This window comes from Neobacillus niacini (assembly GCF_023715415.1).
GTDB classification, from domain to species: Bacteria; Bacillota; Bacilli; order Bacillales; family Cytobacillaceae; genus Neobacillus; species Neobacillus niacini_C.
The window spans coordinates 201,146-213,835 of the sequence record NZ_JAMBOB010000005.1 but is presented as its reverse complement, the minus strand read 5'-3'; the positions used below and the strand labels follow the sequence as shown (position 1 = coordinate 213,835).

Annotated in this window: 18 protein-coding genes; 5 read left to right on the top strand and 13 right to left on the bottom strand. The window is 33.6% G+C overall.

Annotated elements, in window-relative coordinates:
- Window positions 1-14 precede the first annotated feature (14 nt).
- Both M3189_RS13075 and M3189_RS13070 read right to left on the bottom strand, forming a co-directional pair.
- The gene (locus M3189_RS13075; protein ID WP_251634516.1) at window positions 15-1,595 is read right to left on the bottom strand and encodes a recombinase family protein; all 1,581 of its coding nucleotides are present in this window, start codon (window positions 1,593-1,595) and stop codon (window positions 15-17) included.
- Between the two features lie 39 nt (window positions 1,596-1,634).
- Window positions 1,635-1,808, bottom strand: coding sequence for a hypothetical protein (locus M3189_RS13070; protein WP_251634515.1), 174 nt, complete (start codon window positions 1,806-1,808; stop codon window positions 1,635-1,637).
- A gap of 246 nt (window positions 1,809-2,054) precedes the next feature.
- Between M3189_RS13070 and M3189_RS13065 the strand changes: the two genes are divergently transcribed.
- From M3189_RS13065 to M3189_RS13050, 4 genes are all read left to right on the top strand, one after another.
- Complete coding sequence (locus tag M3189_RS13065; protein WP_251634514.1) at window positions 2,055-2,591, top strand: helix-turn-helix domain-containing protein; 537 nt, start codon at window positions 2,055-2,057, stop codon at window positions 2,589-2,591.
- Between the two features lie 128 nt (window positions 2,592-2,719).
- Window positions 2,720-2,971: a hypothetical protein gene (locus tag M3189_RS13060; protein ID WP_251634513.1), complete on the top strand. Its 252-nt coding sequence runs from the start codon at window positions 2,720-2,722 to the stop codon at window positions 2,969-2,971.
- Window positions 2,972-3,123: 152 nt separating this feature from the next.
- Complete coding sequence (locus M3189_RS13055; protein WP_251634512.1) at window positions 3,124-3,348, top strand: hypothetical protein; 225 nt, start codon at window positions 3,124-3,126, stop codon at window positions 3,346-3,348.
- Between the two features lie 75 nt (window positions 3,349-3,423).
- Window positions 3,424-3,603 (top strand): hypothetical protein, encoded by a 180-nt coding sequence (locus M3189_RS13050; protein WP_251634511.1) that lies wholly within the window; start codon window positions 3,424-3,426, stop codon window positions 3,601-3,603.
- 42 nt (window positions 3,604-3,645) lie between these two features.
- Here M3189_RS13050 and M3189_RS13045 read toward each other — a convergent pair whose 3' ends face one another.
- Window positions 3,646-3,981 (bottom strand): hypothetical protein, encoded by a 336-nt coding sequence (locus M3189_RS13045; RefSeq protein ID WP_251634510.1) that lies wholly within the window; start codon window positions 3,979-3,981, stop codon window positions 3,646-3,648.
- A 336-nt stretch (window positions 3,982-4,317) separates the two neighbouring features.
- Between M3189_RS13045 and M3189_RS13040 the strand changes: the two genes are divergently transcribed.
- On the top strand, window positions 4,318-4,560 hold the full coding sequence (locus M3189_RS13040; protein ID WP_251634509.1) for a hypothetical protein: 243 nt from the start codon (window positions 4,318-4,320) through the stop codon (window positions 4,558-4,560).
- A gap of 19 nt (window positions 4,561-4,579) precedes the next feature.
- On the opposite strand, the gene M3189_RS13035 is transcribed toward M3189_RS13040, so the two are convergent.
- The 10 genes from M3189_RS13035 to M3189_RS27150 form a co-directional block, all read right to left on the bottom strand.
- Complete coding sequence (locus M3189_RS13035; protein ID WP_251634508.1) at window positions 4,580-4,792, bottom strand: hypothetical protein; 213 nt, start codon at window positions 4,790-4,792, stop codon at window positions 4,580-4,582.
- Between the two features lie 10 nt (window positions 4,793-4,802).
- Entirely contained in the window at window positions 4,803-6,074 is a 1,272-nt protein-coding gene (locus M3189_RS13030; protein WP_251634507.1) for a DNA cytosine methyltransferase, read from the bottom strand.
- 83 nt (window positions 6,075-6,157) lie between these two features.
- A complete protein-coding gene (locus tag M3189_RS13025) occupies window positions 6,158-7,075 on the bottom strand; it encodes a hypothetical protein (protein WP_251634506.1) in 918 nt (305 codons plus the stop codon).
- Window positions 7,076-7,188: 113 nt separating this feature from the next.
- Window positions 7,189-7,536 (bottom strand): hypothetical protein, encoded by a 348-nt coding sequence (locus tag M3189_RS13020; protein ID WP_251634505.1) that lies wholly within the window; start codon window positions 7,534-7,536, stop codon window positions 7,189-7,191.
- 1,368 nt (window positions 7,537-8,904) lie between these two features.
- Window positions 8,905-10,053, bottom strand: coding sequence for a hypothetical protein (locus M3189_RS13015; RefSeq protein ID WP_251634504.1), 1,149 nt, complete (start codon window positions 10,051-10,053; stop codon window positions 8,905-8,907).
- Window positions 10,054-10,070: 17 nt separating this feature from the next.
- The gene (locus tag M3189_RS13010) at window positions 10,071-10,559 is read right to left on the bottom strand and encodes a hypothetical protein (protein ID WP_251634503.1); all 489 of its coding nucleotides are present in this window, start codon (window positions 10,557-10,559) and stop codon (window positions 10,071-10,073) included.
- Between the two features lie 16 nt (window positions 10,560-10,575).
- The gene (locus M3189_RS13005; RefSeq protein ID WP_251634502.1) at window positions 10,576-11,139 is read right to left on the bottom strand and encodes a tyrosine-type recombinase/integrase; all 564 of its coding nucleotides are present in this window, start codon (window positions 11,137-11,139) and stop codon (window positions 10,576-10,578) included.
- A gap of 33 nt (window positions 11,140-11,172) precedes the next feature.
- On the bottom strand, window positions 11,173-11,604 hold the full coding sequence (locus M3189_RS13000; RefSeq protein WP_251634501.1) for a DUF5348 domain-containing protein: 432 nt from the start codon (window positions 11,602-11,604) through the stop codon (window positions 11,173-11,175).
- Between the two features lie 291 nt (window positions 11,605-11,895).
- Window positions 11,896-12,081 (bottom strand): hypothetical protein, encoded by a 186-nt coding sequence (locus tag M3189_RS12995; protein ID WP_251634500.1) that lies wholly within the window; start codon window positions 12,079-12,081, stop codon window positions 11,896-11,898.
- 174 nt (window positions 12,082-12,255) lie between these two features.
- Entirely contained in the window at window positions 12,256-12,432 is a 177-nt protein-coding gene (locus M3189_RS27150) for a YolD-like family protein (RefSeq protein WP_353057423.1), read from the bottom strand.
- Window positions 12,433-12,690: the final 258 nt, after the last annotated feature.

Sequence of the window (12,690 nt, the reverse complement as noted above, 5' to 3'; positions counted from 1 at the left end):
TCACCTATAATTGACTACAATTTCCCAAGAGGAGTATATATATCCACATTTCCATCTTGATGAACATCGATTCGGTCAATCAGCTGCTTTAAAATAAACTGCAATTCTGCTACATCAGAAACATTCAATTTCTGCAATTCCTCTAATGCCTTTTTGATTTCTTCCCTTGTTTTTTCTTTGTCTTGTTCAGGAAGTTTTTTCGGTGAAATGGCTTTTAACTTTTTTTCAAATTCCTCAATTTCTTTTTCATACTTTTCTTTTTCAAATTGATATTGCCCCTCGTCGATTTCTCCCAGTTTTTTATCCTTTCGAAGATCCGCAAGAAGGTATCTGGTTTGATTAATTAGTTCTTTGTATTTCTTCAAATCTTTTTCACTGTTATCTTCTATATTATATGTTGGAATTTCTACCTTTTGAGAAATATCTTCCACTTGAATGGCATCTTTTAAAAAAAGAGTTAATTCATTGATGAGTGCGTCACGAAATTTATCGTATTGTATCCATAATCCATTCTCGCAACCTGCTGGACCCATTCTACTCCGTCTTGAGCACATTAAATATCGGTACTCTTGCCCTTTTTTTCCCACTTTCCCACTTTTCTTGTTTGTATAACTGCTTCCACAATGAGCACATTGCACAATACCTGCAAAAGCATTCGCTTTAATGTTCCTTACTCCACCACGCTTCCCGCCTCCTCGCTTAAGCCTCATCTCTTGGGATTTTTTGAATGTTTCATCATCAATAATAGGTTCCCATGCTTTCCCTTCAGAACTATTCCATAATTCCTGTTCTACTTGAACTAGTTTCATTCGCCTGTTCTGCATATCATCGATATTGTCATAGTGTTTTTTTGTCGTATATTTTCCAAATACATTTTTTCCAGTATAGACTGGGTTCTGTAAAATCCGCTGAACGGATGTAACACCCCACGGACCCTTTTTCCTAGGTGAGGGTATTTCCATCGCATTTAATTCATTGACAATTTGTTTTTCTCCCATACCTTGATAACAATACCACTCAAAGATTTGCTGAACGATACTGGCATTTTTCTCATCCATTTTAAGTAATTTTCGTTTTTTATTATCCTCTTCTATTGTCACTTTTTTATAGCCGAATGGAGGAAATGAACCCGTAAAATTTCCTGACATAGCAGATTGTCTTATTCCGCGCCTTGAAGAAAGGGATATTTGTTCTGACAGCTTTTGATTGACAGCAGAGATGATGGTGAAAAGCATTTCATCGTCTTTTTCCTTTGAATCATATGTGTCATCAATACTGATTAATCTTATTCCTAATGCATTTACCAATTTTCTTTTTAAAATAATGGCATCTAACGAATCCCTTGAGAAACGGGATAGTGAGGCAAAAATAACCGTACTAAAAAGTCCTTTTTGGGCATCCGCCAATAATTCTTTTATATCATCACGTTGCACGATGCTGGTTCCAGTGGATTTATCTTCGTAGATAAATGGCGCTTCCAATCCTTCCACCTTTGCTTTTTCCAGACAGTATGCCTTTTGGTGTTCAGGACTGTCCTTTTGTGAATCCTTCAGTGTAGAAACACGAACATATATGGCAGCAAGATTATTTTCCATTGCAATACCTCCAATACAAAAAAATACCTCTTAGTTTCACTAAGAGGTATGTTCTTTCAATCTATTATAATACTTTTTTTCATTTTCGGCTAAGACTCTTTTTATGGTTGAATCCACCAATGACTGGATGATTTCCTCGGCTGTTTTTCCATCCTTGCTGTGGGAATGGTGAAAACGAAATCTTAATTTGACTTTTTCTTTTTTGTCCTCCATTCTAATCATCTCCCCCACTATCCCTATTCTAATCTTATGTATATGGTGATTTGTCTCATTCCATGAACAAAAAACGTTTTTTGATTTACATTTTTTAATGTGTAAGTAGTATACAGACGAAAATAGCCAATATCTAGAGGGGACGAAAAATTTTTTAAAAAAATTTGGATTCATGAAATTTTGAATATTTTATTTGAGAACAGTTTAAGTGTTCTTTGTTCATGGTATAATAATGGAGAGGGGATGATGAAATTGAAACTGGGACCATTTATCAAAAAGGAACGGCTAAACAAAGGGCTTAAAGTAAGAGGGCTGTCAAGGACATCTGGGGTGACGCTCAGTTATCTTTCGAATCTGGAAAATGAAAAAATCGACAATCCGAATCCGTCCATTGTGGCTGATTTGTTTTCAGCCCTTGAAATCCCCTTATCGAGAATGGCTGATTTCGGGCTGATTGAAAGTCCTGAAATGGGGATCAATTTGCAGAATAATTACAACACGGAAAAAAGAAATGAATATATAGAAGAAATCCGACTTTTACTGGAGGGAATGGAACTATCCGAAGTGGAGAGTCTTTCCCTTTTATTGAAAGGAAATTTTTCAATTATCAAAATACTGTCTGTCATGAAGGAGAACTTTCATCGGAAACAGGCATTGAGTAACCTTGAGACGTTCCTCGAATTTGCTGAATTCAAGAAAGAGAAGGAAAAGAAAAAAGCCCTCCATCCAACTGAAAAAAAAAATAAGGGACATATCGATGGAAATATCCGTTTTCTGGAATAAAACAGGACATCCATCATATATAAATAAAAGAAAGATTTAGTTTTTGGAGTTTGATAACCTTCTTTCTAAAACACCTTTCTTTTTCCTGGGTACTCAAGTCTTGAGTGCCCTTTTGATTAGGAGTGATAATGATAACGGTTCGAGAATTGCTGGAAGATACGCTGAATTTGCTTTGTTTGAAATACAAAAGCGACATATCGCTGGGGTGGGACAGCACATTTGTCCATTTTCATCTCAGAAAATTTGGGACAGTGGTAAAAGTGCATAAAGTGGAATTAAGACAATATAAAAATCCTGAGCAATTAGTGAATGACATGAAAGAGTATATTGAACCACTAACACACCCACCAATTACAGATTTTAATGATTTACGCCTTTAAAGGACGGGTACCCCGTCTTTTTTATTTGATATGGATTAACTGGAAACGAAGTGACATATTTTATTAGATTAAAGGAATACTACAAATAGGTGATAATTATATTTAAAACAAAAGGAAAATGGGCACCCCACTACGTCATGCATAAATGGACATTGCTTAAACAAATTATTGAAACTAAATACAATGGAAAAGTAAAAATTGTCAATAAGTTTGAAATTGTGGTTTTGATTAACGAAAGAGTTCTAGGAATCAAATGCAATTCATTTGACGGGGAATTATATATTCTTCAAAAGAAAGAAGGGCAAGTTTCTATGGTTGAATTTTTCACCTCCTTCTCGAATCTTGAAAATTATTTATTTACAAAACAAACCACATAAAAATATTTTTTGGGGATAACCCTTTCATAAAAAAATTCCTCCACTCATAGAGTAAGGTAGGAGGTATTTTATATTATGAATTTACGAATAAGAGATGTGTATTCTAATCGAAGGGTCTTTAGATTGGATGATCAGGAATTTTTAGATATTCATATCGAGGCATTGTCTGAAGTCACAAAAAGTTTGGATAGAAATATGAGGCAGCTAAAAACCATCTCACAAAATTTAGAAGTATTATTAAGAGACGGGACTTGAGTCCCGTCTCTTTTTCTCTATTCCTTAAAGTCTTTTCATTTCTTATGAATAAAAGTATTCCTTGTTACTTTTTGATGTCTTTTTCCTGCTGTATTTAGTTCTTGTCATATAACCAGATTTCAACAACTTATGGAGTTCATCTGTTGGTCTCCCCTTAATAATGCCAAGAACATCCTCTTTGGTAATGACTTTCCCATTCATCTTTATTCCCCGCTGTTCGAAAACACGGGCAATTTCAGAGCCGCTGTTAGTATAGGCATACTCTCTGATAATCTGTTTTTCAATCGTGCTTGCATTATAATTTTCAACAAGATCGATGTAAGCCTTGAGTCGTTCTACTTCTTTTTTTGCCCTCTTATAAGTAATTAATTGTGCCATTAAGCACCTCCTATTCGAATGATTCGACAAGAAGAGTATTACACCTGTTGACAATTAAGTGAACAATATTATTTGGCAACAACAAAACGCCTCGTTGTAATAGCAAAAAATGAAATGAATTATTTTTTAATTTCTTCAAGAACCTAATTCGATTATCGTCTAACAATTTCGATTCCGTGAATCATTGGATAGAGTTTATATAGTGATAGCTTTGTCTAACGGAGCGAAAGAAAAGAAGAAAAATGCTGTTAAAACGAAATTGTAATAGAAAATATGATACTATTAGGTTAAATGGGAATATTTTTCATATGGTAGATAGAAAGTGAGAGGATAAGAATGGAAAAAAATCAGCAGCTAACGGAATATGGAAAGAAATTGATGGAACTAAGAAATGGTTTGACTGACAATGTGAAGAAAATGATGGATTCAGATGTAGAATTTGCTGAAACGCTTGAGGAATTCGCTATCAAATTAACGGTTGGAAATCAGGAACACACTTTGCATTTTAATGCTGACCTGTATACTGACCTTTTGGAATTGATTGACAGTCAAATAAAGGAATATGGCAGTAACGAATAAATTTAATAAAAAAAGAGGTTTACTCATCTTTGGAGTAAACCTCTTTCATATTTCCTTTGACCTCATTGATTTTTCTTCCGAAATCATAGGGTTGACTGTAATATTGCCGATTACATTCCGCGCATTCCAAATCGCACAATCGGTCATAAAGTAACTTTTCTTGTTTTGATAAATGTTCTGGTGGCTCTTCAATCCGAATGACTAATAACGGGGCCCCGCATTCACATTTCATGAAAAAACTCCTATACGAACAATTTCATTTGAGTTTCTTTTTTGTTGTTCTCTTTTATATACTGCATTGCCCATTCTGCAATTGGCTTGGCAACGGCACGAGCCAAGAAAACAGGTACAGCATTTCCAATTTGTTTGTATTGCTTGTCCAAACGGTTATTCGCAGATACTTTCATATTCCCGCCATCACTGAATTCATACCAATCTGGGAACGTCTGAATTCTCTTTATTTCTGAAACCGATAATCGTCTGTTGTTTTCCTCTCCATCTGTAAACACCCATAAGTTCTTATGAACTTTTTCCATTGGAGCACCGCCTGGATGAATTGGTGCTTGACGACCACTTGCCTGAATGGTAAAACTTTGTTCATTCCAATTCTTTTTACGGTTACGGCTCAAGAAAATGGTTGAATAACTTCCTGTAAAATAAGGACCAGGATCATCTTGCAAATCACCAATCGCTTCTTCTAAAGTTACAAATGGAAGTAACCCTTCTTCAGTTCCATGTGTTGCTTCAGGGTATTCGTATTCAAAATCTAAATCATTTCTTACCCCAACTAAAATAACACGTTCTCTGAGCTGCGCTACGCCGTGATCGCGAGAATTTAGGAGTTTTGCCTGAACACGGTATCCAGCAGAAGCAAAGTCTTCTACAATCTGTCTGAACACTTCTCCACCGCCAAGCGTCATCATGCCTTTTACATTCTCCGCGACAAAGATCTCTGGTTGGACTTGCATCAAACATCGAATGAAGTGAATGTATAGAAAGTTTCTTTCATCATCAACGAGTCTTGGTCCTGCTTCCGAGAATCCAGGACAAGGAAATCCACCCACAACAATATTCGCATTCGGAAACTCTTTTACTTTACGAATATCTTTTTGATGGATATACACGTGGTTTGGCATATTGTTTTTATACGTTTCTAATGCTTCTTTAAATAGGTCATTCGAATAAACGGTATGGAATATACTTTCATGCCTAACAGCATTAAATTCTTCTTTGTCTTTGAATGCCTGTAATGCTCTTTCACTTCCAATCGTTGCTTCAAGTCCAGCAAGTTCAAATCCTAAATCTAGTCCACCTGCTCCGCAAAATAATGAAAGAACATTAAATTTATTGGTATTGTATTGGATTTCATCATCAGAAAAATCGCTTTCATCACTGATGTATGCTTCCATCTCTTCGTTGATTCTTTCCAATAATAATTCTTTTACTTCCTCTTTTTGATATGTAGGAGCAGGTTTAAATTTTCCTCTTCCTCTTTCGTTCAGCTTAATTGCCATTTGGAATTCGTTGCCCCTTTCGACAAAGTTCTCATCCTCTAATTTTAAAGGAACCCCGTCACAAAGACAACCGTCAAAATTTCCTATTGTTTTTTTTTATATACCTTCGAAGGGTCTGAAACATCCTCTTCTGGCACCATTTCTTCTGGGTGGAATTTCCCTAGTTCCTCCAACGCCTTAAGTAAACTTGGTACCGCTTCTTTCCCTGTGAAGGCTAATGGATCATGATACATAAAATGAGGCGTAATTTTTCCATTCTGGACTTCCCAATTTACCCGAACAGCGAGTGACCTTGCTCCGTCGCATTTTGCAGTATCAGTTCTATAATTATTGGCAGTAAAAACTAAATAAGCATCTCCCAAATGTGCATCATCGATTAATTCCATTTGAGACAATACATCTTGAGTCGTATGTATATCATCAAGTTCCGTTTCAATTATATACTCTGCTATCCCTGAATCTGGGATGATACCACCATTTACAATGGCATCTCGTTTATCAGGTGGAAGATTGATTCCTTTATATAATAAGTCTTTTATTTCTTGTTCGGTTAAATCCATCTTTGCAGAGAGTGTTCGTTCTTTGTTTGTAATTTCCGCTTTCCAACCAAGTGTAATCGAATTTTTCAATGTAGGATATTTTGCTTCTGGATAAATTAAATAGAAATTGGAGAAACTATTTGCTATTTTTTCAGAAGCATTTTGGATAATTTCCTCCCAGTCATCACCCAATATATCTTTCATGCGAACAGCCGTGATTTTATTTTCAATAAATTCAAAGTCTCTCTTTTTCACAGAGAGTTTTAATTCGATGGTATCATTTCCGCCAATTTCTTCGCCTTTAATATACACATCTGTTTTAGGTTCACCAGAGCCACCTTGCTTTTGCGGTTTATCAATCTTCACTACTTTGTAGCGTTTTCCCTGAAAATTGAATTCTCCTTCACTAAGAAAAATATCAATTACTTTTCTTTCCAATGCACCATATTTTCTTTGTACCAATACATCCACCTACCAAAATTATTTGATAGGTTAATAGATTCGAGCTACTAGTATAATTTTCCTGCCATTATAGTAAAATAGTTCTAAATAAAAAAAGGAAGAAAATCAACCCATTAAAGGTTGAAATCTTCCTCTTCCTCCACAATATCCAGTTCATAAAATACCTGACTCACGTAATAATCAAAAATCTCGCTTAAAAAGCGAAAATGATTAGCACCTTCCAATCTTTTATGAGGAAGTGTTATTTCAACCCCATATTCTTCTTCGCAGAAATCATTTAGTTCCCTGAACACATTCTCCAAAAGCAATTGTTCTTCTTTTTTCGTATAGATATTAGGAAAGCATTCATCTGTTCTCGCATAAAAGAGTATGATATAGGGCTGAACCATTTCAACTGCATATTTGTGGAGAGATTCCTTAAATTGATGAAAAATCTCTTGTCTTATTTTAGCTGCTCTCATTTAACCTCCTACCTAATACTTATGAAAATGGGAGCTGGGCTATTCAAAATCAGAATATTTTCCACAAAACAAAAAATATATTAAATGTATAGAGGATTCCATGAACAGTTCGCTTTTAAGAATTTCAATATATATACCTTTTGGAATGTCTTTTTTAATATGTATCTTACTTTACCAATCATATATTTTTTAAATAAAATAAATATAAAGTAAAATAAAGAAAATATGTACTCGTATATTATTACGTCCATTAATGGATAGATTTATTTAATTTTACATATAATGCGCTTTCTTTATGTTACTTGGTAACTAAAATAATAGGTTCTTTGACACAAAAGAAAAAATTCAAATGCTTTAAGAAACGCTAGGCGCGTTTCGTGGAAAAGAGCATCATTAACAGATGGTTGACTTTTCATTCTTTAGTACAGACCAAAGAGTATAGCCCCAAACGCATTTAAGAATGGTTTTTTCAAAACTGCGGGTCGCTTGCCCCCGCATCGGAATCTTGATTATAACGATCATACTTTTGTTGAACAACAAAAAAAGGTTCAAAGAGTTATTCCTCATAAATTGGTAATTTTACCAAATCTAAAGCATTATGGGATAGACTCTATCCTTAATGACTAAAAACAACACAAAATAAGCCATATTTTGATGGATGATTTTTTCAAAATAAATGTATAATGCAAAAACATTATAAAAATTAATCATTTCTGTGGCAATAATTAAATCAATACAAAACAACAAAATGTAATTTAAAAGCACTAGCGCACTTTTCTTACGAAAAGTTTGCTGCAACCGAAACGGAATAGCGTATTTCGATTGCTTTGTAGGATTATTTTATTTAATAATTTAGAAATGATGAATAAATTCTGTTTTAAAATTTCAATAAAATGATTGATTTGTGGGTTTTATGTTTCAGGAAAAAATAATTGATTATTTGGTTTATAAATTTCCAAATCTAAATGCTCTTAATGTTTTTAAAATGGCGTACTCCGCCATTTTAAAAACCGCCAAAGTGTAACGTAGGCGTAAAAAGATCAGTATGAATTTGTAAATTAACTATTAACATCTGCAAGAGTTAAAGAAAGGAGACAAGTTTAAGGTAATAAAAAAATAGTTATCAACAATTGATACATAAGGTTTTACAGGTTTTTTTTGAAAAAAGGGAAAAGTTCCAAGTGGTAATGTAACCTCAATATTTTGCACTTTTGAACTTTTCCAAAGGGTAATGTAAACTACATAATTTGCATTTTTGAATTTTTCCAAGTGGTAATGTAAACTCGATACTTTGTATTTCATGTGGTAATGTAACCCCTATACTTTGCACACTAAAAATGAAGTAAAAATATAAAAAACAGGAATTTTTTATTCCTGTTTTTCGTTTGAAGCAGATTTATTTTCATTAAAATCACTTAATACATATTCAGTATAATTGTCTTTTCCATCACCTTGTGCGCTAAATAATAAATGTGGATGTATTCTGACAGTTGTGATACCTGAAGATTTATAATACATTAACGCACCTGCTTCTTGCAATGTATCCAAATGTTCAAAAACCAAATCCTTCTCCATTTTAGCCAAATTGCATTCTTTTGATTGGTCTTCTTCATCGTTTTCTTTTGTGGTTCTTGAAGCCATAATTTGTTGTAGCTGTGTCATTGGTAGATGAACATGCTTCCTTCTTTTAGAATTACGATCTCTTTTTAAAGCGTCTAAAACTGTTTCCCCGCTATTCATAATATTTCTATTAGGATATTTAGTTAAATAATATGTCTGAAAATGAAAATATGGAATGATAGAATGAAGAATTCCTACTGCACTTGTCCTTCTTTCTTTTCCTTTTTTATATCCTTTTCCAGTTTGCTTTTTTTGTTCGATTTTTTCTACTTTTATAATGGTTTCTTCTAATTTCTCTAGAAACACTTTAACAAAATCGTTTTTCCCATCTATTTTACCCATTAAAACGGATTTTTTATTGAATTTATAGTGCCATTTTTTTCCTGATTTTTTTTTAATAATAATTTCAAGTGTTACATATCTTTGCAAAAGTTTCTTTGCCATATCTTCCGAAATACCTAGGTAATCTGCTATATCTTTCTTTACCATAGGTTTGTCATTCCACATAAGCACTTTATCGTAGTTTATTCTTAGCATTAATTTTAACAAATAACTTCTTTCTGCATTTTTAAGTTTTCCTACTAAATTAATGTAAAAATCCTGAAACATTTGAACATAGTCTCCACGAGAATCTTTTGTTACTTTTCTTAATTCTGCTATTCTTCCGAAAAATATTTGGCATGCATACTTTGCTTCTGGATTTGATAAATTAAAATTGCTAGTCCAGTCAATTCCATCTTTATCAACTAATTTTAATCCTCCTATACCAAGTAAGTCATTTAAATATGAATTAAAGTCTAAAAATTTGTTAGGATTTGTGCTTTCAGCCAAATCTAAACACTTTTGTTTGATTTCTTCTTTTCTGTCTTTTTTTAATGAATTTGTTTTTAACCTCATAATAATCCCCCCTTAAATTAAAATTCTGTTTGAGTTCCCATTCTGTGGAGATTTTCCACATATTTTTCAGCAACCTGCTTCACTTCTCCACTTAGTTCATTAATAATCATGTCATGAACTTCTTTGTATTCTCTATCAGTAAATTTCAAAGAACCTTCTGCAAATGCTTTACCGTTTTCTTTCGTTAGGACGAGAGTGATATATAGATTCTGATTTAATTGTTCATATGGAATTAGCAGATCCTTTTCAAGTTGATCCATATTCCTTGTATCATCCAAACTCACAACAACAATATCAGGTTGTTTTAATGCGGCCGCCGTTCGGCAAAGTGCCACAGCATAAAATAAAGCCGAAAATTGCTCGTAATTCAGTTCTTTATTCATAATGACTGCATGTTTTAATCCATCCCAAAATTCTTCAGTATCCTTTATTTTCGGAGCAACATTAATAACTCGATTATAAAAAGATACGTTCTTTTTCAACTTCCAAATTTTTGTTTTAAACATTGTAAATTCCTCCTAATTAAACATGAAAATCTTTCATTGATTCTTGAATATCATCAGATGTTAAACCGATATAATCGAGTGTTTGTTTTTGAGTGTTGTGACCAAACAGATCCATCAAATAAGCGATATTTCTATTTTGCTTGTAATAAAAATAGCCGAAACTCTTTCGCATTGAATGCGAATTTACGTTTTTCAACTCCAGGGCATTAGCTGCTTCTTTGATGACCGTGGAAGCCATCTGCCTTGTAATTGGTCTGTTTACCCCTTCACGGGAAGGAAACAAGCGCTCTTTCTCTTCTTTTCCTTCGATGTATTTTTTGATTACTTCTCGGATGTACGGATTTAAATGAACTTCCACTTCTCTTTCTGTTTTTTCCATGATGATTGTAAATCGATCCGTATCCCTTACATCCCATACGCGTAAACGTATTAAATCTGATATTCTAAGCCCCGTATTGCACCCAAGAAGCCACAGAAAATAATATTTATATCCTTTATTCCTAAGAAGCCAATCTTTCATTTTTGCCATTGTATCCTTATTTCGAATCGGCTGCATTTTCCCTTTATTTCGTCCAGCCATATCTATACCCTCCAATTCAAATAAGCCCGCAGATTAGCGAGCTCTAACTTTTACACCTTCGATGGATGTTTCTCTTCCTAATGCTTTAATGTAATAATCTTCGCCATTGTGTTCTACTACGGAACGAGTCCAAACATATCTTTCATCGAATTCATCATAATGCCATACATCAAGAGGTGAACCACTTGTAAAATAAATGTCTGCACCTTCGATTTCATATTTTCCATCACTTCTTTTGAACAAATTCCCCTCTGCAAGGACAGGTTTTTCCATCCATTTCAACAGACGGTTCACTTCATCCAATTTGTAAACTATTGTTCGAGCCATATCATCTTTAAAGCGTTCATCTGGACTGTCATAATCGTTTAATTCGAACTCCTCAGGCATAGAACCCCATCGATCTTCTAATTTACCAATGGTATTTTTTATCTCATTAAAAATCTTATAGGCTTGTTCGATGTTCATGTTTTGACCTCCGATTTGTAAAATTGTATTTTCACTATTTTATTTTTTTGTAAAATTTAAAAGTCCTTCTGCAAATTTATATTTATTTTACTGGGCTACACCTGTCAATTTTACTTTCCATACGGAATGTAAAACTAGGAGAAAAAAGGCCTTTCCTTAAAATTTTTACAGAAAAAGGAATCCTTTTTTCTCTTCCTTAGTTTTACTTTTTCAGGATTTTGAATTTTTCTTTTTGAGTTCTATCCACCTAGATCAAATAAACATTAGCCGCTTCTAACTCGAACATTAATTTTATCCTTGAGCCCCCTCATCCTCAAGATCTTCATACAAAAGGTTTAATGTTTCAACCTTTGCTCTTTCTTCACTTCTAGCAAAGACAGTCTTTACAATCGGTTCCCCATTTTTCTTATTAAACACTACTTCAAATTTATGTTTCATGAACTTTTTCCCCTGATTCCTTCTTGTTTTATCACTCATATTTAATCCCTCCTTAAATTGTAAAATCACAATGTCACTTCGTATCCAAAAATAAATGACGTCTTCTTATAAACATTAAACGTTTTTTGTTTACTGATGTAGTATAGCAGGTGAATTTATCAATCTCAAGCAGTCCTTAATTTTTTATAAAAAAAAAGACTGCTTTAAAGCAGCCTACTTAACTACAACCACGTCAACTACATTCTCTAAAGTTATTTTCTCGTATTCCCCAGGTTTAACTTCCAAATAGAGTTGATGGTTGATTGGGTTTACATATTGAATGCGGCCCATTATTTCTGTTGTAAAACCCTTGTTACACACTTTTATCATTACCTCTAGGTTAAATTCCATTGCGATAGCAAAGTCTTAATCAAATTTATCAGCCTCATTTTCATCGATAATGGGCTTAGTCTGCCGTTGTTGATCTTTAATCATTTCCCGCTTCCTGTTAAATGCTAACGGTATAAAAGAAGCAGGTTGCCATTTTAGTTTTCCTCTATCCAGTATTTTCTGAACTTTATAAGAACAAACATTCTATATGCATTATAAATAAAAAACGCCTATAAGGCGTTATCGTTTAAAATTGTGGCTGAACCCTAGTTATGTAAT

Bases quoted from the DNA above. Each gene is read 5' to 3' on its own strand.
- M3189_RS12995 (WP_251634500.1), bottom strand. From the start codon at position 12,081: ATGAGTGATAAAACAAGAAGGAATCAGGGGAAAAAGTTCATGAAACAT.
- M3189_RS13050 (WP_251634511.1), top strand. From the start codon at position 3,424: ATGAATTTACGAATAAGAGATGTGTATTCTAATCGAAGGGTCTTTAGA.
- M3189_RS13020 (WP_251634505.1), bottom strand. From the start codon at position 7,536: ATGAGAGCAGCTAAAATAAGACAAGAGATTTTTCATCAATTTAAGGAA.
- M3189_RS13060 (WP_251634513.1), top strand. From the start codon at position 2,720: ATGATAACGGTTCGAGAATTGCTGGAAGATACGCTGAATTTGCTTTGT.
- M3189_RS13010 (WP_251634503.1), bottom strand. From the start codon at position 10,559: ATGTTTAAAACAAAAATTTGGAAGTTGAAAAAGAACGTATCTTTTTAT.
- M3189_RS13005 (WP_251634502.1), bottom strand. From the start codon at position 11,139: ATGGCTGGACGAAATAAAGGGAAAATGCAGCCGATTCGAAATAAGGAT.
- M3189_RS13045 (WP_251634510.1), bottom strand. From the start codon at position 3,981: ATGGCACAATTAATTACTTATAAGAGGGCAAAAAAAGAAGTAGAACGA.
- M3189_RS13040 (WP_251634509.1), top strand. From the start codon at position 4,318: ATGGAAAAAAATCAGCAGCTAACGGAATATGGAAAGAAATTGATGGAA.
- M3189_RS13070 (WP_251634515.1), bottom strand. From the start codon at position 1,808: ATGGAGGACAAAAAAGAAAAAGTCAAATTAAGATTTCGTTTTCACCAT.
- M3189_RS27150 (WP_353057423.1), bottom strand. From the start codon at position 12,432: ATGGAATTTAACCTAGAGGTAATGATAAAAGTGTGTAACAAGGGTTTT.
- M3189_RS13075 (WP_251634516.1), bottom strand. From the start codon at position 1,595: ATGGAAAATAATCTTGCTGCCATATATGTTCGTGTTTCTACACTGAAG.
- M3189_RS13065 (WP_251634514.1), top strand. From the start codon at position 2,055: ATGAAATTGAAACTGGGACCATTTATCAAAAAGGAACGGCTAAACAAA.
- M3189_RS13035 (WP_251634508.1), bottom strand. From the start codon at position 4,792: ATGAAATGTGAATGCGGGGCCCCGTTATTAGTCATTCGGATTGAAGAG.
- M3189_RS13030 (WP_251634507.1), bottom strand. From the start codon at position 6,074: ATGGCAATTAAGCTGAACGAAAGAGGAAGAGGAAAATTTAAACCTGCT.
- M3189_RS13015 (WP_251634504.1), bottom strand. From the start codon at position 10,053: ATGAGGTTAAAAACAAATTCATTAAAAAAAGACAGAAAAGAAGAAATC.
- M3189_RS13000 (WP_251634501.1), bottom strand. From the start codon at position 11,604: ATGAACATCGAACAAGCCTATAAGATTTTTAATGAGATAAAAAATACC.